Consider the following 21849-nt stretch of genomic DNA (forward strand, 5'->3'; position numbering starts at 1 on the left):
GCCAACGGCAAGCGCGTCCAGGCCCTGGGCGGCGCCAAGAACCACATGCTGGTCCTCCCGGACGCCGACCTGGACGCCGCCGCCGACGCCGCCGTCTCCGCCGCCTACGGCTCCGCGGGCGAGCGCTGCATGGCCATCTCCGCCGTCGTCGCCGTCGGCGCCATCGGCGACACGCTGGTCGACAAGATCCGCGAGCGCGCCGAGAAGATCAAGATCGGGCCCGGCAACGACCCCACCTCCGAGATGGGCCCCCTCATCACCAAGGTGCACCGCGACAAGGTGGCCTCCTACGTCACCGGCGCGGCCGCCGAGGGCTGCGAGGTCGTCCTGGACGGCTCCGGCTTCACCGTCGAGGGCTTCGAGGACGGCCACTGGATCGGCATCTCCCTCCTCGACAAGGTCCCCACCACCGCCAAGGCCTACCAGGACGAGATCTTCGGCCCCGTCCTGACCGTCCTGCGCGTCGGCACCTACGAGGAGGGCCTGGCGCTGATCAACGCCTCCCCCTTCGGCAACGGCACCGCGATCTTCACCCGGGACGGCGGCGCCGCCCGCCGCTTCCAGCTGGAGGTCGAGGCCGGCATGGTCGGCGTGAACGTCCCGATCCCGGTCCCCGTCGGCTACCACTCCTTCGGAGGCTGGAAGGACTCGCTCTTCGGCGACCACCACATCTACGGCAACGACGGCACCCACTTCTACACCCGCGGCAAGGTCGTCACCACCCGCTGGCCCGACCCCGCCGACGCCCCGACCGGCGTGGACCTGGGCTTCCCCCGCAACCACTGACCATGCCCCGGTCTCGGAAAGCCGTCAGCGGTACGGCGGCGCTGGACATCGCCATCGACCGCAAGAGCCCGATACCGCTCTACTACCAGTTCGCCCAACAACTGGAGCAGGCCATCGAGCGTGGCCTGCTCCTCCCGGGCGCCCTGCTCGGCAACGAGATCGACCTCGCCGAACGGCTCGGCCTGTCCCGGCCGACCGTCCGGCAGGGCATCAGGACGCTGGTGGACAAGGGGCTGCTGGTGCGTCAACGCGGAGTCGGCACGCAGGTCGTGCACAACAAGTTCAAGCGCCAGTTGGAGCTCAGCAGCCTCTACGACGATCTGGAGAAGGCCGGACAGGATCCGAGTACGCGGGTGGTGCGCAACGACGTCGTTCCGGCGTCCGCCGAAGTCGCCGAAGCCCTCGGTGTCAGGGAGGACCACAGCGTCGTCAGGCTGGAGCGGATCCGATATGCCGACGGTGTGCCCGTGGCGCTCCTGCGCAACTATCTGCCCGCCGACCTGCTGCTGGACGTCGACACGGAGCTGCTGGAGGCCACGGGACTGTACCGGCTGCTGCGGGCGGCCGGTATCAGCCTGCACAGCGCCCACCAGGCGATCGGCGCCCAGACGGCGACCGCCGAGGAGGGCGAGTACCTCGGGGAGGCCAAGGGTGCGGCACTGCTCACCATGCGGCGGACGGCGTACGACGCCAGCGGGGAGGCCGTGGAGTACGGCGCGCATCTGTACCACGCCGAGCGGTACGCGTTCGAGTTCCACCTGCTCACGTGCAGATAGGGCCTTTGTGTAGACAGGGCCTTGGCCACTCGCCCGTGCGCCCTGTCCGTTCGCCCGTGATGGGGAACGGTTCGCCAGTGCCGGGGACAGGAAACAGGGGTGGTGAGGACGACCGTGGTTTCGTCCCCACCACCCCTGCGGCTTTTATCCCAGAAGCGCCGCGGCGCTTCGGTACGCCGCCTCCGCGGCCTCCCGCACCGGCAGCGCGCGGTGCGCATCGGAGAGGATCTCCACACCCCAGGGGCCGGACCAGCCGGCCGCACGGAGCGCGGCGATGATGCCCGGCAGGTCGAAGGAGCCCTCCCCGCACAGGCGACGGCGCCGGATGGTGTCTTCGAAGAGGGTGCCGACGACCTGGTCGTCGGCGTCGTCGAGTTCCACACCAACGATGCGGGACCCGGGTACCTTCGCCAGCTCGGCGGGGGCGGTGCCGGCGCGCTCGGTATGCCAGACATCGATGATGAGGCCGCCCGCCGGGTGCCCGGCCTCCTCGACGAGCCGGAGACCGTCGTGCACGGTTTTGAGGTTGGACCAGGGCAGGAACTCGACCCCGAGCCGGGCGCCCACGTCGTCGGCCTGTGCCGCCAGTGCGGCGAACTCCTTGGCCCAGACACCGAGGTCCCACGGTCGGTCTTTGACATCGGGTCCGACCTTGATGTGGCGTGCGCCAAGCGTCTCGGCGGCCGTCAGGACGTAGCGGCGGGCGGCGCCTCTTGAGGTGTGCGGGGAACCGCCGTTCCACCAGTCCGTGATGAACTCCAGCTCGACGTGGCGGATTCCGTTGTCCTCGAAAATGGACCGGATGCCCGCGAGCCCGTACGTACGCTCGGCCTCGACCAGGTCCGGGTACAACAGTCCGAAGCCCGTGAACCCGGCCGCGCTCGCGGCTTCCGCCCGTTCCCGCAGGCTCAACGGGCTGCGCTCGTCGTCGCTGCCGGGCGTGGCGTCGCCTGCGGTTGTCCAGCAAGTCGCCAGCAAATCCTCAGTCGTCATTTGTTACAACCCCCGATATTCCCGTGACTTCGGAATGGGTGAGTTCAATTATAAGAACCAGCGCCAAGTCGCCACGGACTTTTTCGGCGCGACACACATGCCGACCGATTCCCCGGGAAACCATCAAGAACACATCATCCAGGTCTTCCGGCAAAGGATCTACGAAGGGCGGGGACTGCCCGTGCGGTGGGCAGTCCCCGCCCTCCCGGGGGAGATGGCTTGTATACCCCTCAGACGGTGGCGCGCAGCACCGAGCGCAGATGTTCGGCGCTTGCCCACACGTCCTCGACCGGCCCCTTGGCCTTGGGTTCCTCGATGAGGATGGTGTCCTGTTCGAGGACGTACCAGCCGTCGTATCCGCGGGCGCTGAGGTGGGTGACGATGGCCTCGACGTCGACGTCGCCGGCGCCGAGCGGGCGGTACATGCCTCCGCGCACGGCTTCGGTGTAGGTGAGCCGGCCGGACTGGACCTTGGCGGCGAGGGCGGCGTCCACGTCCTTCATATGGGTGTGGGCGATGCGCTCGGGGGCCTGCCGGGTCAGTTCGGCGGGGTCGGTGCCGCCGATGAGCAGGTGCCCGGTGTCGAGGCAGAGGGAGATCGACGAGTCCTCCAGGACGCGGCGGACCTCCTCCCCGTTCTCGATCATCGTCCCGACGTGCGGGTGCAGCACGGCCCGTACGCCGCGTTCGGCGGCCAGCGCCGTCAGCCGGTCGAGGTTGGACAGCAGCAGCTTCCAGCCATCGGCGTCGAGCTCGGGCCGGGAGTCGTAGCCGTCCTGCCCGGTGATCGCCGACAGGACGAGGACCTCCGCGTTCGAGGCGGCGTAGCTCTCCAGGAGCTGTTCCGTCTCGGGCAGCGGGTCGTGGCCCGGCACGTGCAGCAGCAGCGGGGTGAAGCCGCCGACGGCGTGCAGGTCGTGGTGGGAGAGGACCTGGGCCATGGCGTCCGGCTCCGCGGGCAGGAAGCCCTCGGGGCCGAGCTCGGTGGCGGCCAGGCCGACCTCGCGCATCTCCTTCAGTACCCGCTCGGGCGTCAACTGGTAGCCCCAGCCGGGCACTTCGCACACACCCCAGGAGATGGGCGCGCCGGCGATCCTGTTCAGCGGTGAGGTGGTCATGCCGTGGCCTTTCGGAGGTTGTAGTCGGGGTCGGCGACCGCGACAGGCGGGCGGCCCGCGAGGACGTCCGCGACGCCACGCGCCGCGTCGACGAAGGTCAGCGTCATCGCCCGGCGTGTCATGCCCATCAGGTGCGGGGTGAGGACGACGTTCGGGTGGTCGAAGAGCGGGTGGTAGAGGGCCGGCTCGGGATCGAACACGTCCAGGCCGACACCGGACAGCCGGCCCGTCTCCAGGGCGGCCAGGGTGGCGTCGAGGTCGAGCAGACCGCCCCGGCCGCAGTTGACGAGGATCGCGCCCGGCTTCACGCGGGCCAGCAGCTCTTCGTTCACGAGGTGCCGGGTGCCCTCGGTGAGCGGGGCGTGGAGCGTGAGCACGTCGCTCGACTCGGCGAGTTCGCCCAGGTCGGCGCGGGCGAACTCGGCCGGAGGCGGGGTGAACGGGTCGTAGGCGAGGGTCCGCATCCCGAACGCCGCGGCGAGTTCGCCGACCCGGCGGCCGATGCGGCCGTAGCCGACGATGCCCATGGTGGCGCCGTCCAGGTCGCCTACGGGTATGGTGCTCCGCTCGGCCCAGCTGCCGTCCCGCACCAGCTCGGTCAGCGGATTCAGCTGCTTGGTGAGATGCAGCGCCATGGCGAGGACACCCTCGGCCACGGCCCGGCTGCCGCTGTTCGGGGTGACGACGACGGGGATCCCGCGGGCCGAGGCCGTCGCCACGTCGACCAGGTCGACGCCCACTCCGGTACGGGCGATGACCCGCAGCCGCGGCATCCGCGCGAGGAGGTCCGCGTCGACGTGCCGGTCCGCTCGGACGATGGCGCCCTCGGCGACCGCGAGGTCGTCGGGCGTGGGGTCGGTCACGAAGGTGACCCGCTCGCCGAGGACGGGGGTCACCGTGTCGGCGTCGACAGGGCCGAGGGCCACTACGACATGCTCGCTCATACGATCAGCTCCGTACCGGGTGACCGAAGTTCGCGCCGTCCACTGCCGGCACCGGCTGCCACGAACCGCTCTCCGCGGAGGCCGCGGCGGCCGCGATCACCTCGGCGACGGCGTGCGCGTCCTCGATCGTCGAGTTGTTGTGCTCGACGCCGGCCACGGCGGCCAGGAACTTCTTGGCCTCGATCACCTTCAGGTCGTCGTAGCCCATGCTATTGCCAGGGCCGGGCTGGAAGCTGGCGTAGTCGCCCATGTGGCCGTTGCCGAGCACCGTGGTGTAGCCCTGGTGGGGGCCGCTGCGGTCGAGGGCGACGCGCAGTTCGTTCATGCGCTCGAAATTCCAGGTGACCGAGCCGTCGGTGCCGTAGATCTCGAAGCCGATGCCGCACTGGGGGCCGACGATGACGCGGGACGCCTCCAGCGTGCCGACGGCTCCCCCGCTGAAGCGGACGAGGGCGGCGGTGTAGTCGTCGTTCTCGACCTCCGCCATCTCGCCGTCCTCGATCACCGCGAAGTGCGTGCCCGAGCCCATGGGCAGCAGCGGGCGCTCGGTGTACACGGTGCTGGTGAGGGCGGAGACCTCGTCGATCGGGGCCACGACATAGCTGACGAGGTCCACGACGTGGCTCATCAGGTCGCCGAGCGCGCCGTGTCCGGCCAGGTCCCGCTTGAAGCGCCAGGACAGGGCGCCCTTGGGCTCGGAGGCGTAGCCGGAGAAGAACGTGGCACGCACGTTGGTGATACGGCCGATCCTGCCTTCGGCGATGAGCTGCCGGGCCCGCTCGACGGCGGGGGCGTGCCGGTAGTTGTAGCCGATGGAGGTGACCACTCCGGCGGCACGGGCCGCGGCGGCGACCTCGGCGGTCTCCTCCGCGCTCCGTCCGACGGGCTTCTCGATCCAGAACGGCTTGCCGGCCTTGGCGGCGGCGATGCCGATCTCGTGGTGGAGAAGGTTCGGCGCGCAGATCGAGACGACCTCGACGTCCGGGTCGTCGAGGACGGCACGGTAGTCGGTCGAGGCCTTCTCGTAGCCGAGGACGTCACGGGCGTAGGCGGCGCGGTCCTCGGCCGTGTCGGCGGCGTGCACGAGGCGGGGCTTGATGCCCAGCTCGGGATAGACGGAGGGCAGCGCCTGGTAGGCACGGCTGTGCAGCTTGCCCATCCAGCCGACGCTGATGAGCCCGACGCCTATCTCGCGTGCGGGGGCGGGGGTGGAAGCGGTCATGGGTTTCTCCTACGAACCTACTGAGCGAATCGGGGTGACGTCGGCCGCGCCCGAAGGGGCGCGGGGCCGTGTCTTCATGCGGCTCCGCCGCGATGGGGGAGCGACCAGCCACAATGGCGCCGCAGCCGACCGACAACACCTCGCGGCACCCAAAGCGGAGCTCAACGTTGAGCCCGCGCCTCCCCCACCGCCGCCGACACCGCGCCGGCGAGCAACGTGGCATCCGAGCCGATACCGACGAACGTCCACCCCTCGGCGAGCTTCGCGGCGGCGGCCGCACCGTCCGATACGAGCAGGCCGCAGGCCTTGCCCTGGGCGGCGGCGGCCTTGCGGACGCGCTCCAGGGCCTCCCGGTAGACGGGGGCGGCCAGGTCGCCCGGCACGCCGAGGTCATGGCTGAGGTCGCGGGGGCCGACGAACAGCACGTCGACGCCGTCCATCGCCGCGATCTCCTCGACCTCGCCCAGCGCGCTCACCGACTCGATCTGGACCACGCCGAGGATCTCGCCCTCCCGGTCCAGCGCCGCCGGGTCGAGTCCGAATCGGCAGGCCCGGTTGTAGGTGGCCACACCGCGGTCGCCCGCGGGCGGGTACCTCAGGTGCCGTAGGGCTTCGCGCACTTCGGCCGCCGTGTCGAGGCGGGGCAGCATGACGCCCGCCACGCCCAGGTCGAGGACGCGGCCGATGCGGATACGGGCGGCGGACTCGACGCGTACGACGGTCGGCACGCCGTACGCGGCCGCGGCCGGGACGGTCGTACGGACCTGCTCCTCCCCCCCGGCGCCGTGTTCGAGGTCGAGCAGCACCCAGTCCACACCGGCGGCGGCGCACACCTCGGCCGTGACCGGGGAGGCGCTGCCGATGAAGGTGCCCACCGTGGGCTCGCCGGCCGCGAGTTTGGCTCGCAGTCGGCCTTGATCCAGGATCGAGCGAGTCATCCGTACCACCTCTGGGAAGCCAGACCTTCTTCGTACTCACGGCGCAGCTGGGCGACCGTCTCCTGCTCGGAGACCTCTGCCGGAGCCACGTCCCACCACACGCCCGCACCGGGGAGGTCGGCGTGCGGGATCACGGGGACGACGAGGACGACGGGCCCGTCGTGGTCCCGGGTGTCGGCCAGGGCGGCCCGCACCTCGTCGGCGGTGGTGGCGTGGATCGCGCGGGCGCCGAGGCCCTCCGCCGTCTTGACGAGGTCGATCTGGAGGTAGTCGCCCTCCAGCCGGGCGGGCTTCTGGGAACCGATCTCCAGGCTGCCGTCCCGGTACCGGAACTCGTTGCCGAACTCCCGGCCGTTGCGGAACATCTGGAGGCGGTGGATGACCTGGTACCCGTGGTTCTCAGGGATCACGATGGTGAGCGGGAGCCGTTCCTGGGCGGCTGTGACCAGCTCGGTCGGCGCCATGAGGAAGGTGCCGTCGCCCAGCAGGGACAGCACCCGCTTCGACGCGTCCGGCTCGGCGAGGCGGACACCGATCGCGGCGGGCAGTTCGTAGCCCATGCAGGAGAAGCCGAACTCCAGGTGCGCGAGGCGGCCTTCGGTGGCGTCCCACACCTTCTGCAGGTCTCCGGGCGGACCGCCGGCGGCGGCGATGATCGTGTCGCCGGACTGCGCGTGCTCCTGCAGCAGACCGATCAACTGGCCCTGGGTGAGCAGCGCGTCGGTGTCGCTCACGACGTCGGTGTCATCGGGCAGCGAGGCGAAGTCGAAGGGGGTGTCCGGGTCGAGGGAGGCTGCCCGCAGCTCCTGCCACTGGGCGTCCAGCTCGCGCACCTTCTCCTGCCAACTGGCGGACGTGGTGGTGCCGTTCGCGCGTACGGCGTCGGTCAGCGCGGCGAGCGCCCGCTTGGCGTCGGCGACGATGCCGGTGGCGCCGAGGCGGTCCGCGTCGTGCACGTTGACGTTGATGCTCGCGAAGCGCACGTCCGGGTTCTCGAAGATCGAGTGCGAGGCGGTCGCGAAGTCCGTCAGGCGCGAGCCCACGGTGAGCACGAAGTCGGCTTCCCGGGCAAGGGCGTTGACGGCCTGGGTGCCTTCGAGGCCGATACCGCCCAGCCCCCACCAGGCCCGCTGCTGCACCGCGCCCTTGCCGGCGAACGTCTCCGAGACGGGGATGCCGGCCGCGTCGGCCAGTGCCTCCAACTCCTCGGTGGCACCGGAGTACACGACCCCGCCACCGGCGATGATCAGCGGCTTCTCCGCCTCGGCGAGCATCCGCGCCACCGCCGCGACCTCGTCGGCGTCCGGCGCCGGGCGGCGGATCGTCCAGTCACGCTCGGCGAAGAACTCCACCGGGTAGTCGTACGCGTGGGACTGGATGTCCTGCGGCAGGGAGACGACGACCGCGCCGGTGTCCACGTCGGTCAGCGCCCGCATCGCCGCGGGCAGCGCGGTCAGCAGCTGCTCGGGCCGGGTGATGCGGTCGAAGAAGCGGGAGACCGGCCGGAAGGCGTCGTTGACCGAGGTGTCGGCCTCGATGGGGTGCTGCAACTGCTGGAGCACGGGACCCTGGTGGCGGGTCGCGTAGGTGTCGCCCGGCAGCAGCAGGACGGGCAGCCGGTTGACGGTGGCGAGGCCCGCGCCGGTCACCATGTTCAGGGCGCCGGGCCCGATGGAGGCGGTCACGGCGAGGGTGGAGTGCCTGCGCGTCGCCTTGCCGTAGGCGGTCGCGATGTGGACGAGGGCCTGCTCGTTACGCCCCTGGATGAAGGGGAGTTCGTCGCTGAGCTGGTCGAGGGCCTGGCCGAGGCCGGCCACATTGCCGTGGCCGAAGATGCCGAGCGCGGCCGGAATGAGGCGGCGGCGGCGGCCGTCGGCCACGGAGTACTGGCGGGAGAGGTAGGTAACGACGGCCTGGGCAACGGTGAGGCGCACCGTGCGCTGTTGCGTCCGGTCAGTCATGAGTCGGCTCCTGATAGGGGGTACGGGCGCAGTCACCAGGGACGGCCGTGCAGAACGATGGTCTTGACCTCGGTCATCTCGCTGACCGCGGCGCGGGGGCCTTCCTTGCCGTAGCCGCTGCCCTTGAGGCCGCCGTACGGCATCAGGTCAGCGCGCCACAGGGGGGTCCAGTTGATGTGGACGGAACCGGCGTCGATCTCCCGGATGGCCCGGACCGCGCCGGCGACGTCGGAGGTGAAGATGCCGGCGCCGAGGCCGTAGGCGGTGCCGTTGGCCTGGGCGATGGCGGACTCCCAGTCGGCGGCCGAGCTCACGGCGACGGCGGGGCCGAACAACTCCGTCTGGCTGAAGGCGGACTGGGGGTCGACGTCGGCCACGACGGCCGGCTGCACCACGGCGCCGTCGCGCTCACCGCCGGTCAGGACACGCGCCCCGTCCGCAGTGGCCTGGGCGATGGCCCGCTCGACGCGCTCCGCCTCCTTGGCCGTGATGAGGGCGCCCATCGTGGTGTCAGGGGAGGCGGGGTTGCCGGTCCGGATGGCCTGGACCTTGGGGACGAGGGCGTCCAGGAAGTCGCCGGTCACCGCGGGGTGCGTGATCACCCGCTGGACGGAGATGCAGACCTGGCCCGCGTTGACGTAGCCGCCTGCGGCCACCGCGCTCGCCGCGGCCTCGATGTCGGCGTCGGGCAGCACGACGACCGGGCAGGACGCGCCCAGCTCCAGGGACAGCTTCTTCACCCCGGCGACCCGGGAGATGTGCTCGCCGGTGGTCGTCGAGCCGGTGAAGGAGATCTTGCGGACGCGGGGGTCGGTGACGAGGGCGTCGCCGAGCACGCCGCCCGAGCCGACGAGCACGGACAGCACGCCTTCCGGCAGACCCGCGTCGACGAAGCACTCGGCGAGTGCCAGGGCGGTCAGCGGGGTCGTGGTGGCCGGCTTGAGGATCACCGCGTTGCCCGCGGCCAGGGCCGGGGCGAGCTTGTGCAGGACCAGCAGCGCCGGGTAGTTGAACGGCGTGATCGCCACGACGATCCCGCAGGGCTGGCGCAGCGTGAAGCCGATCTTGTCCTGTCCCGTGCCGCGGTTGGCGTCGAGCGGGAGGGTGTCGCCGTAGAGCTGGGTCCCCTCGAAGGCGGCGAGCCGGATCAGGTCACCGGAGCGGGACGCCTCACCGGTGGCCTCGGTGATGGTCTTGCCGGACTCCGCGCTGATGGTCTGCGCGATCTTCGAGGCCCGCTCGTCGGCGAGCTCCGCGGCGCGCAGCAGGATGCGCATCCGCTCGTGTGCGGGCGTACGGCGCCAGACCGCCGCGCCACGCTCCGCCTCGACGAGGGCCGTCTCGACGTCATCGATTCCGGCGAGCGCCACGGTGCCCGCCGTCGAACCGTCGAACGGCGACGTGACCTCCCGAGTCTGTCCGTCTCCCTTGGCCGCCTGCCAGCGACTACCGATCAGCAACTCCACGGGCGCCATTGCCCTCTCCCTTCAGGAAGCCGTCAGAACACGGCATGCCAACGGCCAAGCCGTTTACTTGCCCGCAACGCTAGGTCCGCGAGAAAGGGTTGCGAAGCCCTCAGATCAATCATTTCGCCATCATTGACGCCATCATTTATCCATCGCCATGGAGAGCTGTCACCTCACTGCCCTACGGTCGCAACATGGATCGCAACAGGGAGCGGAACATGGATCGCAACGCGGACACGTCGCACGAGGAGCTCCGCTCCGTCGCCTTCATCGGTCTCGGCATCATGGGCGGCCCGATGGCGTCCAACCTCGTCCGTGCGGGGTACCGGGTCACCGGCTACAACCGCAGCCGAGCGGCCGTCGACCGTCTCGTCGAGGCGGGCGGTCATGCGGCGAGCAGCGTCGCGGAGGCGGTCGTCGACGCGGATGCCGTCATCACCATGCTCCCGGCGGACGCCGAGGTCACCGAGGTCGTCCTCGGCGAGGGCGGCGTACTGGAACACGTTCGGGCCGGAACCCTGTTGATCGACATGAGCACCATAAGCCCGCGCACCGCCACCGCGCTCGGCGAGGCGGGCCGCGAGTACGGCGTACGGGTCCTCGACGCGCCCGTCTCCGGCGGACAAGCGGGGGCCGTCGAAGCCGCGCTGTCCATCATGGTCGGCGGCGACGACGCGGACTTCAAGAAGGCGGCTCCCCTCTTCCGGGCCCTGGGCACCACCGTCGTGCACGTCGGCCCGCACGGCGCCGGCCAGACCGTCAAGGCCGCGAACCAGCTCGTCGTCGCCGTCAACATCCAGGCCCTGGCCGAGGCCGTCGTGTTCCTGGAGAAGGCGGGCGCCGACCTGCCGGCCGCCCTGACGGTCCTCGGCGGGGGCCTGGCCGGTTCCACCGTCCTGAACCGCAAGAAGGAGACCATGCTGAACCGGGACTTCACCCCCGGCTTCCGCATCGATCTCCACCACAAGGACCTGGGCATCGTCACCGACACGGCCCGTGACATCGGCGCGGTCCTGCCGGCGGGCTCCCTGGTCGCCCAGCTCCTCTCGTCCTGCCGGGCGAACGGCGACGGCGGTCTGGATCACTCCGCGTTGCTGCGGGGCGTTGAGCGCCTTTCCGGTCTCGCACGGACCGACTGAACCCGTCACACAGGTCGCTCCGACAAGCCGCATCCGCTGCTTGGGGCGTGGGACGCGCACACCGATGCGGTCGAGCGGCGTCTGAGACAGTCGGTGCACTAAGCGAGGTCTCCGGGGCAGGCCGGTACCGGCCTGCCCCGGAGCCTCCGCCCAGCAAGGCGGGTCAAAAGGCCGGCTGGTCTCTTCCAGGACATCTGATGCCCGGATTCCCGCCGCGGCACACTGGCGGCCTACGACCTGCGCGACACCCCCACCACGGCTGCCGCAGTCGTCCACCGTTCACATCGGGATCTCGAAGTGCACCGTGTCGACGCCGGTCCGTGGTCGCCGGTGGTGCGGAGGTGGATGCCCTCGTCACCGGGCGTGTCCGTGATGAAGTCGCAGGCAGCCCCCGCGAGCGCACTCCCGTCGCGGCGACCACCTCGTCGGCGTGTACGGCCAGGAGCGGCAGATGCCGCGGATCGTCGAGGTACGTGCCCCTGATGTCCACCGCGTCGCGGTGCCAGTGGGGCACGTATCCCTATCCGAACTCGTTGTAGAGCGCGTCGAGCATGACGCGGCGGAGATCCTGGCGCCGCGACACAGGAGGTCCTACCGCTCTGGCCGGCCTCGGCCGCCTCGAAGACCTGGCCCGCCGACGTCCCGGACAGCTCTCCGGCGGCTGACCGGCCTGTGGTCGCAGGTCGGCTCCGTGGCCCGCTTCGAGCCCTCCGTCGCCCGCGACACCTAAGGGCCCCCACGCCCAGGAACTGGGCCTCATCGGCACGACTTGCACGCGGACGCCCTGCGAGCGGCGCCGACCGACTGCCTCACGGCGGTCGGCGAGAGCCTGCCGCCCGGCGACCCGTTTTCCCCGCCCGGGACACGTACGGCATCGACGACACCTGCGAGCACGAGCACCCCGCACTCCTGGCGGGAACCTGAGCCCCGGCCGGGCGGTGGACGCAGCCACGGCATGACGGCCCATCGGTTCGCGCCACCCCGCCCGGCGCTCGGCGATTTGACACCCCGTCACCCGCACCCCAATCTATGATCATGACATCCATTTCCAATAGGAGCGGTTAGCGATGCGCGTTGCCTTCGTCGGCAAGGGCGGCAGCGGAAAGACGACGCTGGCCTCCCTCTTCTCCCGTCATCTGGCGCGCTCGGGCTCGCCGGTCGTCGCCATCGACGGCGACATCAACCAGCACCTGGCGTACGCCCTCGGCCTCGACGAGGACGAGGTCTTCGCCGCTCCCCCGCTCAGCGCGCGGACCGGGGAGATCAAGGACCATCTGCGGGGCACGAACCCACGGATCCCGTCCCGCGACGCCATGGTCAAGACCACCCCGCCCGGACGCGGCTCACGGCTGCTGCGGCTGCTGGGCGACGACGAGATCCACGCCCATCACGTCCAGGAGGTCGGCGGGGTACCGCTGATGGTCACGGGCGCCTTCGACGAGAGCGATCTCGGCGTGGCCTGTTACCACTCGAAGCTCGGCGCTGTCGAGCTCTACCTCAACCACCTGGTCGACGGACCCGGGGAGTATGTCGTCGTCGACATGACGGCCGGGGCCGACGCCTTCGCCTCCGGCCTGTTCACCCGCTTCGACATGACCTTCCTGGTCGTCGAACCGACCCGCAAGAGCGTCTCGGTCTACCGCCAGTACCGTGACCACGCGGCCGAGTTCGGGATCCCGGTCGCGGTGGTCGGCAACAAGGTCACCGGCGAGGACGACCTCGCATTCCTCCGCACCCAGGTCGGCGAGGACCTCATCGCTCACTGCGAGCAGTCCTCCTTCGTCCGCGCCCACGAACAGGGCCGCGACCACGGCGAGCTGGAGCCCCACAACACCCGCACGCTGGAGCGGCTGCGCGAGGCCCTGGACGCCCGTACCAAGGACTGGACGGCCTTCCAGCAGCACGCCGTCGACTTCCACCTGCGCAACGCCGCCGCCTGGGCCGACAAGGCCACGGGCCAGGACCTCGCCGCCCAGGTCGACCCCGAGTTCCGGCACGGTCCCGCGGCGTCGGCCGCCCTCGTCTGACGCCCGCTTCTTCACATACAGATCCACAAGAACAGAAACAGGTCACCCATCATGTCGCTCGACGTCTCCCCGCAGCTGCTCGCCGAAGCCGAGAACGGCAAGGTACGGGAGGAGGACTTCGTGGATACGGTCCGCACGTCCCTGCCGTACGCCTATGACCTCGTCGCCCGCCTGACCGGCGAACTCCGTTCCGGCACGGCCGAGTTCGCGGACAACCAGACCCCGCCGCCCTCCGAGAAGGAACGCGGCCAGCTGCTGCGGGCGCTGTCCAGCGACGCGATCCGGGGCAGCCTTGAGCGGCACTTCGGGGTCGCCCTCGCCTTCCAGAACTGCCACCGTGTCGCCGTCTTCCAGCCCGAGGCCCGCACCGGCGAGACCTACGCCCGCTTCACCTCCCTGCGCGCCCAGATCCTCAACCAGTCACCGGAGTTCCGCGACTGCTGAGGCCCGCGTCGGCGCCTCGGGCCCCGCGGACACGGGCGTGCACGACGAGCGGCGCGGGCGGGAGTGCCGCGGGGATGCGGCGGGCGTTCGGGGCGGGTGCGCCGGCCGATCCCGCGCCGAGCTCCGGCTCGCCCGGACCCTCGCGGAAGCCCTTGGGCTCCCCGACCTGGCCGATGTGGTGACCACCACGCCGACGTCGTTGCGACGGCAGCGGAGCTCTGAGTGTCCGGCGCGGGACACCGGCTCGGCTCGGCTCGGTCCTGGGGCCGCCCGCCTCGGATCCGCAACTGCGGACCTGGTCCGGGCCCGTCTCGACGCGGGCTCCGTGGAGCCGCCCCTCGCCGACCTGGCGCAGGCGTTCCGCCGTACCGATCTGGACCGGGACCGGGACCGGCTGAGCGGTGTGCTCCGCAAGGGGGCCCGCCGACTGATGTACGTCGGTCAGATCAGCGGTGCGCCGGTCGAGAACGGGCAGAGCGAGGACGGCACCCTCCTCTGTCGGCCAAGGACCTGATGCTGGGGACGCTTCCCCTGCGGGCCGACGGGGAGCGGGGCGCACGGATCTGGCCGGCGCCGCGGCGGGTTGCGCTGATCGGCGGCGAGAGCGGCGGCGATCTGCGGTTCGCCGAGTCGCTCGGCCTGGCCACGGCGGTGATCCACAACGATGCCGAGCCGGCCACCGCGACCCGCTGGGTCCTGCCGACCACCGTCCCGCCGGTCTGCCCGAGTCCGTGCGCCCGCTCGCGGAGGCGGTCGTCGCCGTCGACACCGCCCACGAGGACCCCGACTCGGTGCACCGGCTCGGCCGATGGCGTACCGACGGCCCGATCGAGGACTCGCCGCTGCTGTGGGCGGCCATGACCTGCATCGTCGTATGCCCAATGGCCGCAGGCTCTCGGGCGGCGCCGATCGCCTATCTTGGCGCGTATGCAGTCATACACAATCGGCCAGGCCGCGCGGCTGCTCGGCGTGAGCCCCGACACCGCGCGGCGGTGGGCGGACGCCGGGCGGGTGCCCACGCACCGGGACCAGGGCGGGAAGCGGCTCATCGACGGGAAGGACCTTGCCGCGTTCTCCGTGGAGCTGGCCAAGGGCGACGGCGGTGAGGAGGGCGTCTCCCACACCTCCGTCCGCAACGCGTTCCCCGGCATCGTCACCGCTGTGAAGCTCGGCGACGTCGCCGCCCAGGTGGAGATCCAGGCCGGGCCGCACCGACTGGTGTCACTGCTGACCCGGGAAGCCGTGGAGGAACTCGGCCTGGAGGTCGGGGTGGAGGCCACCGCCCGGGTGAAGTCGACGAACGTGCACATCGACCGCGCCTGAGCGGGGCCTCCCCACATCACCTGGTGGCCGAGTAGGAAGTGCGCGCCGCCGTCCACGATCGAGGAGCCGGAGATGTACGGGGTCATGCCGTGGTGCGGCATGGTGCGCCAGGGGTGGTCGGCGGGGGCGGGCTGCGGGTGCCAGACATCGCCGGCGTACCCCGCCAACTGCCCGCTGCGCAGAGCTCGGTCGATGGTCCTTGGCCGAGGTGACGACGAGCGTGTGCCCGGCCTTCTCCAAGGTCAGACGGTGAGCAGTTCCTCATAGAAACCGCCGAACTCCCGCTCGCCGTCGATGAGATGGATCTCCAGGATCCAGTGGCAGCGGCGTCCGGCCTTGTCGGTGCGACGCAGTGGGGTGTCGTTGGCGGGGGTGATGTACGACTCCACGTCGGCGCCGTCGATCCACTCGTGCGGGAACTCGCCGACGAGGTGCCCGGCGTGCCAACCGCCCAGCTTCCAGCCGGACCTGGCTGCCAGCCGCTCGACCTCGGCGTACAGCCGCGCGCCGGTCATGTCGGGTTCGGCCTCGAAGAAGCTGCGACCGGCCGCGAAGATCTTCGGCAGGTCGTCGCGGAGCCGGTGCTTGACCGGGTCGTCGCCGAAAACGAAGGTCCGGCCGAAGTCGGCCTCGTACTCCTCGAAGATCGGTCCGAAGTCGGCGAAGACGATGTCGTCTGTGGCGATCACCCGGTCCGGCGGGTTCTCCCGGTACGGCATGAGGGTGTTCGGCCCCGAGCGCACGATCCGCTTGTGCCAGTGGCGGGTCGTACCGAACAGTTCGTTGGCCAGGTCCCGGACCCGATCGCTCACCGCACGCTCCCCCTCACCGGGGGCGACCAGCCCGCGCTTCTCGATCTCCGCGAAGAGCAGAGAGGCTTTCGCCTGGGCGTCCAACAGCTTTGCCGCGCGCGTGGGTTCGTCATCCGCCATGAAGCCGAACGTATTCATCAGGATCGCTCCCGGCAACGGATTTCTTCTGGCGGTCCGAACCCGGTCCGCACTCACGCTCTCACCTGGACGGCCTCAAGCACGGGCCGCCCGGCCCGCCCGTTCCCAGCGTGAAGATTCCTGGCCGGTGTCCGGTGACGGCCGCAGGCACCGCTCCCGTGCTGCGGTGCGCGAGTCGGCACTCCGGGCCGCGCGACGGCGATGAGTCCGGGGCCCGCGCCCGCTTCGAGATCGCCTGCCACATCCGGCCTCCACAGGTCGTGTGCCCTCAACACCTGCCCGGGAGGCCTCCATGTCCGTCGTCACTCCGTCGGTGGCGAGTCCGCATCGAGCGTCGTGGAACCGTCCGAGAGTTGTCCGCGTGTTGTCACGCTTCATGTCGGGCCGTTCCGATGAGTTCGCGACGGGAGCATGGTCTATCCATACGGATACGGACCCCATAGGGACGGTCCTACGAATGTGGAGGTGCGCCATGTGTTCTCACCGGTCTTCGTGCACTTTGTCCGACAGCATCGCCCCGCACGTCGTCGCCGCCCACCCCGAGCAGGGCTGGAACCTGCTGTGCAACGGCGCGATCGTCTTCGACGACTCCGGCGAACTGCTGCCCGACGGCCGGATCGTCGCACCGCACCGCGTGCGGACCGGACAGCTGGCCGTCGCTGCCTGATCAGGCCGCGCCGATCGGCTTCCCGGGCCGTTCCGGCGGACAGTCGTCGAAGGCCTCGCCGGAGACCAGCGCGAGCCGCACCGGCCGCTCAGGGCACGGGCCCCCCGCCGTCCGGGTCCGCCCGCAGCCGCTCTCGACCGGCGTGACGTCCCGCGGGCCGAGAGCCTCCGGGAACTCCGCGACGCTAGGGCAGCACCGCGAAGCCGTCGAGTTCCACCGCCGCCTGGTCGTCCCACAGTCGTACGACCTCGACGACCGCCATGGCCGGATAGTCGCGGCCCGCCAACTCCCGCCAGATACGGCCCAGTTCGCGGACATGGGCCCGGTACGCAACGATGTCGGTGGCGTAGACGGTGACGCGGGCGAGGTCCGCGGGCGTGCCGCCGGCCGCTCGCAAAGCGGTCAGCAGGTTCGTGAGCGCGCGCTCGAACTGCTCGGGAAGGGTCTCCCCCACCACCTTGCCGTCGGTGTCGAGGGCAGTCTGACCCGCGAGGAAGACCACCCGGGACCCGGTGGCGACGACCGCGTGCGAGAAGCCGGTGGGCGGGGACAGTTCGGGCGGGTTGATGCGCTCGGCGCTCAAGAGACCTCCAGGTCCGCGTACAACTCCTTGGCGATGATGCCCCGTTGGACTTCGCTCGCCCCTTCGTAGATACGCGGGGCACGCACCTCCCGGTACAGGTGCTCCAGCAGATGGCCGCGTTGCAGGGCGCGTGCGCCGTGCAGTTGGACCGCGGAGTCGACGACGTACTGCGCGGTCTCGGTGGCGAGCAGCTTCGCCATCGCGGCCCGCTTCGGCACGTCCGGGGCGCCTTCGTCGTACGCCGTCGCCGCCGCGTAGACCATGAGACGGGCCGCGTCCGTGCGCAGGGCCATCTCGGCGACCGTGTGGGCGACGGACTGCAGGTCCCGCAACTTGCCCCCGAAGGCGTCTCGTCGGGATGTGTGGGTGAGGGTCGCGTCCAGCGCGGCCTGCGCCATGCCGACCGCAAAAGCTCCGACGCTGGGCCGGAAGAGGTTGAGGGTGCCCATGGCCACGCGGAAGCCGCGGTCGACCTCGCCGAGGACGTCGTCGACGCTCACCGGTACGGCGTCGAAGGCGAGGGCGCCGATGGGGTGCGGGGAGAGCATGTCGAGGGCGGTGCCGGTGAGTCCGGGGCGGTCGGCGGGCACCAGGAACGCGGTCACGCCACGGGCGCCGGCGCCGGGGGTGGTCCGGGCGAAGACGGTGTGGAAGTCGGCCTCGGGGGCGTTGGAGATCCAGCACTTCTCCCCGGTGAGCCGCCAGCGGGAGGGGCCGTCGGGAGCGGCGGCCAGAGAGAGCGCAGCCGCGTCCGACCCTGCCCCCGGCTCGCTCAGCGCGAACGCGGCCACCGCGCTGCCCTCGCTCACCGCCGGCAGCCAGCGCTCCCGCTGGGCCGGGGTGCCGTACGCGTGGACGGGGTGGGCGCCGAGGCCCTGCAGGGCGAGGGCCGTCTCCGCCTCGGTGCAGGCGTAGGCGAGGGACTCCCGCATCAGGCAGAGATCGAGGGCGCCGGAGGTGAACAGCCGCTCCAGCAGGCCCAGTTGGCCGAGTTCGGCGACCAGCGGGCGGTTCACATGGCCCGGTTCGCCCTTCTCCGCGAGCGGGCGCAGCCGTTCGGCGGCGAGGGTGCGCAGCTCCGCACAACGGGCGGTCTGTGATGGTTCGAGCGAGAATGCGGGCATTGCCGGTCCCCTCTCTCGACAGGGCCCTACGACAGTATCGCGCGCCGTTGACTGTCGTCACCAACACGATACGCTCCTTGTACGAGCCCACCATCGACGCCCACAAGGCGGCCCACGCGGCCCACAAGGCAAGGGGGCGACCCGCCATGAACGCCTCGGCCCACGTCGACACCTTCGCGCGCGACCACCTCCCGCCCCGCGACCAGTGGCCGGAGCTCCGCTTCGACCTTCCGGAGCTGCGCTACCCCGATCGGGTGAACTGCGCCGTCGAACTGCTGACGGGCCCGCCCGACGACCGCCCGGTGTTCCACACCCCCTCCGGGGACACATGGACGTACGGCACACTCCGCGCCCGCGTCGACCGGCTCGCGCACCTCCTCACCGGCGACCTCGGAGTCGTTCCCGGAAACCGTGTCCTGCTGCGCGGCCCGACCACCCCCTGGCTCGCGGCCTGCTGGCTGGCGGTGCTGAAGGCGGGCGCGGTCGCCGTCACCGTGCTGGCCCAGCAGCGGCCGCACGAGCTGGCCACGATGTGCGAGATCGCGCGCATAGAGCACGCCCTGTGCGACATACGCTCCGTCGACGACCTCACCAAGGCCGAGATACCGGGCCTCAGGATCACGACGTACGGCGGCGACGCCCCCGACGACCTCCTGAACCGGGATGCGCCCGGGACGCCGTACACCGCCGTCGAGACCGCGGCCGACGACGTGGCGCTGATCGCCTTCACCTCCGGGACCACCGGGCACCCCAAGGGCTGTATGCACTTCCACCGGGATGTGCTCGCGATAGCCGACACCTTCTCGAAGCATGTGCTCCGACCACATGTGGACGACGTGTTCGCCGGCAGCCCCCCGCTCGGTTTCACCTTCGGTCTCGGCGGTCTGGTGATCTTCCCGATGCGCGCCGGCGCCAGTTCCGTCCTCCTCGAACAGGCCGGCCCCAGGCAACTGCTCCCCGCGATCGCCGAGCATCGTGTCTCCGTCCTGTTCACCGCCCCCACCGCCTACCGCGCGATGCTCGACGAACTCGACGCGTACGACGTCTCGTCCCTGCGCCGGTGTGTCTCCGCCGGCGAGAACCTGCCCGCGGCCACCTGGCACGCCTGGCACCGGCGGACCGGGCTGCGGATCGTCAACGGCATCGGCGCCACCGAGCTGCTGCACATCTTCATCTCCGCGGCCGACGAGCACATCAGGCCCGGAACCACCGGGGTCCCCGTCCCCGGATGGCACGCGCGCGTGCAGGATGCCGCGGGCGAGCCGGTGCCCGACGGCGAACCCGGGCTGCTCGCCGTGCGCGGGCCCGTCGGCTGTCGCTACCTCGCCGATCCACGGCAGCGCGAGTACGTGCACGCGGGCTGGAACATCACCGGCGACACATACATCCGCGAGAACGACGGTTACTTCCGCTATGTGGCCCGCGCCGACGACATGATCATCTCGGCGGGGTACAACATCGCCGGGCCCGAGGTCGAGGACGCGCTCCTGCGCCACCCGGACGTGGTCGAGGTGGCCGTGGTGGGCCGGGCCGACGAGGAACGCGGACAGGTGGTCGTGGCCTACGCCGTCCTCAAGGAGGGTGCCGAGCGGGACGCCGGCGCCCTGCGCGCCTTCGTCAAGTCCGAACTGGCTCCCTACAAATGCCCGCGCGAGATCGTCTTCATGGACGCCCTGCCGCGCACGGCGACCGGCAAACTCCAGCGGTTCAGACTCCGTACCGATGGTGACCAGCAGTGATCCACAAGACCTAAGATGATCAACGTGTCCGACCAGCATGCACCACGGTCTCTCATCGTCACGCTCTACGGCGCCTACGGCCGCTTCGTACCCGGCCCCGTGCCCGTCGCCGAGCTGATCCGGCTCCTGTCCGCGGTCGGCGTGGACGCCCCCTCCGTACGCTCGTCGGTGTCCCGGCTCAAGCGGCGCGGACTGCTCCTCCCGGCCCGTACGACCCGGGGCGCTGCCGGTTACGAGCTGTCGCCGGACGCCCGCCAGCTGCTCGACGACGGCGACCGGCGCATCTACGCCGTGACGCCGCCCGAGGACGAGGGCTGGGTGCTCGCCGTGTTCTCGGTGCCGGAGTCGGAGCGGCAGAAGCGGCACGTGCTGCGCTCCCGACTGGCCGGACTCGGCTTCGGCACGGCGGCCCCGGGGGTGTGGATCGCCCCCGCGCGGCTGTACGAGGAGGCCCGGCACACGCTCCAGCGGTTGCGGCTCGATCCGTACGTCGACTTCTTCCGCGGCGAGCACCTCGGCTTCGCGGCGACCGTCGAGGCGGTAGCCCGCTGGTGGGACCTGGCCGCGATCGCCAAGGAGCACGAGGCGTTCCTGGACCGCCACGCGCGCGTGCTGCACGCCTGGGAGGACCGGGCCGACACCCCGCCGGAGGAGGCCTACCGCGACTACCTTCTCGCCCTCGACTCCTGGCGCCATCTCCCATACGCCGACCCCGGTCTACCCGCCCCGCTGCTCCCGGAGGACTGGCCGGGCGAGCGGGCGGCAGCGGTCTTCCGTGGGCTGCACGCGCGGCTGCGGGACGCGGGGGCCGCGTTCCTCGGTATGTGATCCCGGACACATCACCGGTCACTAAGACAACCCTCAGGTTCCTCTGTCCCTCTTCTCAAGGTTCTTACCTACCGTCCCTCGGGTCGCTCATAGGTAAGGAAGAGGACTGTTGCGCATGACGACCCCGCCACGAGCTCAGGGTGCCACGGTCTGGCTGACCGGGTTGCCGAGTGCCGGCAAGACCACGATCGCCAGACTCCTCGGGGACAGACTCAAGACCGAGGGACACCGCGTGGAGGTCCTCGACGGCGACGAGATCCGCCGCTTCCTCTCCGCCGGCCTCGGCTTCTCCCGCGAGGACCGCAACACGAACGTGCAGCGGATCGGCCTGGTCTCGGAGGTGCTCGCCCGCAACGGCGTGCTGTCCGTCGTCCCGGTGATCGCGCCGTACGCCGACAGCCGCGAGGCCGTCCGCAAGCGGCACGACGCGAGCGGGACGCCGTACATCGAGGTGCATGTGGCGACTCCGGTCGAGGTGTGCAGCGAGCGGGACGTGAAGGGGCTCTACGCCCGGCAGGCCGCGGGCCGGCTGACCGGCCTGACCGGCGTCGACGACCCGTACGAGGAACCGACGGACCCCTCGCTGGTGCTCAAGACGCAGGACCAGACGCCCCAGGAGTCGGCGGACAGCGTGTACGCGGTGTTGGCGGAGCGGGGGCTGGTGTGAGCACCGCGACGCCCCCGGAGCCCTTCGCCCTGTCCCACCTGGACGCCCTCGAATCGGAAGCGGTGCACATCTTCCGTGAGGTGGCGGGTGAGTTCGAGCGGCCGGTGATCCTGTTCTCCGGCGGCAAGGACTCGATCGTCATGCTGCACCTCGC

Annotated in this window: 21 protein-coding genes and 3 pseudogenes; 13 read left to right on the plus strand and 11 right to left on the minus strand. The window is 70.9% G+C overall.

Going from position 1 to position 21849, the window contains the following annotated elements; all coding sequences use genetic code 11:
* A partial coding sequence (locus ACI2L1_RS43265; protein WP_404744976.1) for an aldehyde dehydrogenase family protein occupies positions 1 to 786 on the plus strand: 786 nt, incomplete at its 5' end.
* 2 nt (positions 787 to 788) lie between these two features.
* Entirely contained in the window at positions 789 to 1562 is a 774-nt protein-coding gene (locus tag ACI2L1_RS43270; RefSeq protein WP_404744977.1) for a GntR family transcriptional regulator, read from the plus strand.
* 144 nt (positions 1563 to 1706) lie between these two features.
* Here ACI2L1_RS43270 and ACI2L1_RS43275 read toward each other — a convergent pair whose 3' ends face one another.
* The 7 genes from ACI2L1_RS43275 to ACI2L1_RS43305 all read right to left on the minus strand — a co-directional run bounded on the left by ACI2L1_RS43275 (position 1707) and on the right by ACI2L1_RS43305 (position 10213).
* Positions 1707 to 2555: a sugar phosphate isomerase/epimerase family protein gene (locus tag ACI2L1_RS43275; RefSeq protein ID WP_404744978.1), complete on the minus strand. Its 849-nt coding sequence runs from the start codon at positions 2553 to 2555 to the stop codon at positions 1707 to 1709.
* Between the two features lie 230 nt (positions 2556 to 2785).
* Positions 2786 to 3673, minus strand: coding sequence for a sugar phosphate isomerase/epimerase family protein (locus ACI2L1_RS43280; RefSeq protein WP_404744979.1), 888 nt, complete (start codon positions 3671 to 3673; stop codon positions 2786 to 2788).
* On the minus strand, positions 3670 to 4617 hold the full coding sequence (locus tag ACI2L1_RS43285; protein WP_404744980.1) for an NAD(P)-dependent oxidoreductase: 948 nt from the start codon (positions 4615 to 4617) through the stop codon (positions 3670 to 3672). Before ACI2L1_RS43285 ends, ACI2L1_RS43280 begins: the two co-directional genes overlap by 4 nt.
* A 4-nt stretch (positions 4618 to 4621) precedes the next feature.
* The gene (locus ACI2L1_RS43290) at positions 4622 to 5839 is read right to left on the minus strand and encodes a Gfo/Idh/MocA family protein (RefSeq protein WP_404744981.1); all 1218 of its coding nucleotides are present in this window, start codon (positions 5837 to 5839) and stop codon (positions 4622 to 4624) included.
* 161 nt (positions 5840 to 6000) lie between these two features.
* Entirely contained in the window at positions 6001 to 6777 is a 777-nt protein-coding gene (locus ACI2L1_RS43295; RefSeq protein WP_404744982.1) for an HpcH/HpaI aldolase/citrate lyase family protein, read from the minus strand.
* Positions 6774 to 8738 carry a 3D-(3,5/4)-trihydroxycyclohexane-1,2-dione acylhydrolase (decyclizing) gene (gene iolD / locus ACI2L1_RS43300; RefSeq protein ID WP_404744983.1) on the minus strand — a complete coding sequence of 655 codons (1965 nt, stop codon included), beginning with the start codon at positions 8736 to 8738 and terminating at the stop codon, positions 6774 to 6776. Before iolD ends, ACI2L1_RS43295 begins: the two co-directional genes overlap by 4 nt.
* A 32-nt stretch (positions 8739 to 8770) precedes the next feature.
* The gene (locus ACI2L1_RS43305; protein WP_404744984.1) at positions 8771 to 10213 is read right to left on the minus strand and encodes an aldehyde dehydrogenase family protein; all 1443 of its coding nucleotides are present in this window, start codon (positions 10211 to 10213) and stop codon (positions 8771 to 8773) included.
* A 209-nt stretch (positions 10214 to 10422) separates the two neighbouring features.
* Between ACI2L1_RS43305 and ACI2L1_RS43310 the strand changes: the two genes are divergently transcribed.
* From ACI2L1_RS43310 to ACI2L1_RS43335, 6 genes and pseudogenes are all read left to right on the plus strand, one after another.
* Positions 10423 to 11343, plus strand: coding sequence for a 2-hydroxy-3-oxopropionate reductase (locus ACI2L1_RS43310; protein ID WP_404744995.1), 921 nt, complete (start codon positions 10423 to 10425; stop codon positions 11341 to 11343).
* A 661-nt stretch (positions 11344 to 12004) separates the two neighbouring features.
* Positions 12005 to 12267, plus strand: a pseudogene (locus ACI2L1_RS43315) (GTP-binding protein); the annotation flags it as partial.
* A 143-nt stretch (positions 12268 to 12410) separates the two neighbouring features.
* Positions 12411 to 13370, plus strand: a complete 960-nt coding sequence (locus ACI2L1_RS43320) for an adenylyl-sulfate kinase (RefSeq protein WP_404744985.1) — start codon at positions 12411 to 12413, stop codon at positions 13368 to 13370.
* 51 nt (positions 13371 to 13421) lie between these two features.
* A complete protein-coding gene (locus tag ACI2L1_RS43325) occupies positions 13422 to 13814 on the plus strand; it encodes an SCO5389 family protein (protein WP_404744986.1) in 393 nt (130 codons plus the stop codon).
* A gap of 37 nt (positions 13815 to 13851) precedes the next feature.
* A complete protein-coding gene (locus tag ACI2L1_RS43330; protein ID WP_404744987.1) occupies positions 13852 to 14328 on the plus strand; it encodes a hypothetical protein in 477 nt (158 codons plus the stop codon).
* 413 nt (positions 14329 to 14741) lie between these two features.
* Positions 14742 to 15137, plus strand: coding sequence for a molybdopterin-binding protein (locus ACI2L1_RS43335; protein WP_404744988.1), 396 nt, complete (start codon positions 14742 to 14744; stop codon positions 15135 to 15137).
* Between the two features lie 56 nt (positions 15138 to 15193).
* Here ACI2L1_RS43335 and ACI2L1_RS43340 read toward each other — a convergent pair.
* Positions 15194 to 15331 (minus strand): annotated as a pseudogene (locus ACI2L1_RS43340) (NAD(P)-dependent oxidoreductase); the annotation flags it as partial.
* Between the two features lie 48 nt (positions 15332 to 15379).
* Positions 15380 to 16069, minus strand: coding sequence for a M24 family metallopeptidase (locus ACI2L1_RS43345; RefSeq protein ID WP_404744989.1), 690 nt, complete (start codon positions 16067 to 16069; stop codon positions 15380 to 15382).
* A gap of 490 nt (positions 16070 to 16559) precedes the next feature.
* Here ACI2L1_RS43345 and ACI2L1_RS43350 point away from each other — a divergent pair, with 490 nt between their 5' ends.
* Positions 16560 to 16754 carry a DUF5999 family protein gene (locus tag ACI2L1_RS43350; protein WP_404744990.1) on the plus strand — a complete coding sequence of 65 codons (195 nt, stop codon included), beginning with the start codon at positions 16560 to 16562 and terminating at the stop codon, positions 16752 to 16754.
* A gap of 184 nt (positions 16755 to 16938) precedes the next feature.
* Here ACI2L1_RS43350 and ACI2L1_RS43355 read toward each other — a convergent pair whose 3' ends face one another.
* Together ACI2L1_RS43355 and ACI2L1_RS43360 are read right to left on the minus strand one after the other, a co-directional pair.
* Positions 16939 to 17337 (minus strand): RidA family protein, encoded by a 399-nt coding sequence (locus ACI2L1_RS43355; RefSeq protein ID WP_404744991.1) that lies wholly within the window; start codon positions 17335 to 17337, stop codon positions 16939 to 16941.
* The gene (locus ACI2L1_RS43360) at positions 17334 to 18461 is read right to left on the minus strand and encodes an acyl-CoA dehydrogenase family protein (protein WP_404744992.1); all 1128 of its coding nucleotides are present in this window, start codon (positions 18459 to 18461) and stop codon (positions 17334 to 17336) included. Before ACI2L1_RS43360 ends, ACI2L1_RS43355 begins: the two co-directional genes overlap by 4 nt.
* A 146-nt stretch (positions 18462 to 18607) precedes the next feature.
* Between ACI2L1_RS43360 and ACI2L1_RS43365 the strand changes: the two genes are divergently transcribed.
* From ACI2L1_RS43365 to ACI2L1_RS43380, 4 genes and pseudogenes are all read left to right on the plus strand, one after another.
* Positions 18608 to 20200, plus strand: coding sequence for an AMP-binding protein (locus ACI2L1_RS43365; RefSeq protein WP_404744996.1), 1593 nt, complete (start codon positions 18608 to 18610; stop codon positions 20198 to 20200).
* A gap of 15 nt (positions 20201 to 20215) precedes the next feature.
* Positions 20216 to 21028, plus strand: a complete 813-nt coding sequence (locus ACI2L1_RS43370; protein WP_404744993.1) for a PaaX family transcriptional regulator C-terminal domain-containing protein — start codon at positions 20216 to 20218, stop codon at positions 21026 to 21028.
* Between the two features lie 115 nt (positions 21029 to 21143).
* Entirely contained in the window at positions 21144 to 21695 is a 552-nt protein-coding gene (gene cysC, locus ACI2L1_RS43375) for an adenylyl-sulfate kinase (RefSeq protein ID WP_404744994.1), read from the plus strand.
* Positions 21692 to 21849: pseudogene (locus ACI2L1_RS43380) on the plus strand (sulfate adenylyltransferase small subunit); the annotation flags it as partial. The gene cysC and the pseudogene ACI2L1_RS43380, both read left to right, overlap by 4 nt.

Source organism: Streptomyces sp. NPDC019531, from assembly GCF_044903305.1.
Taxonomy (GTDB): Bacteria; Actinomycetota; Actinomycetes; order Streptomycetales; family Streptomycetaceae; genus Streptomyces.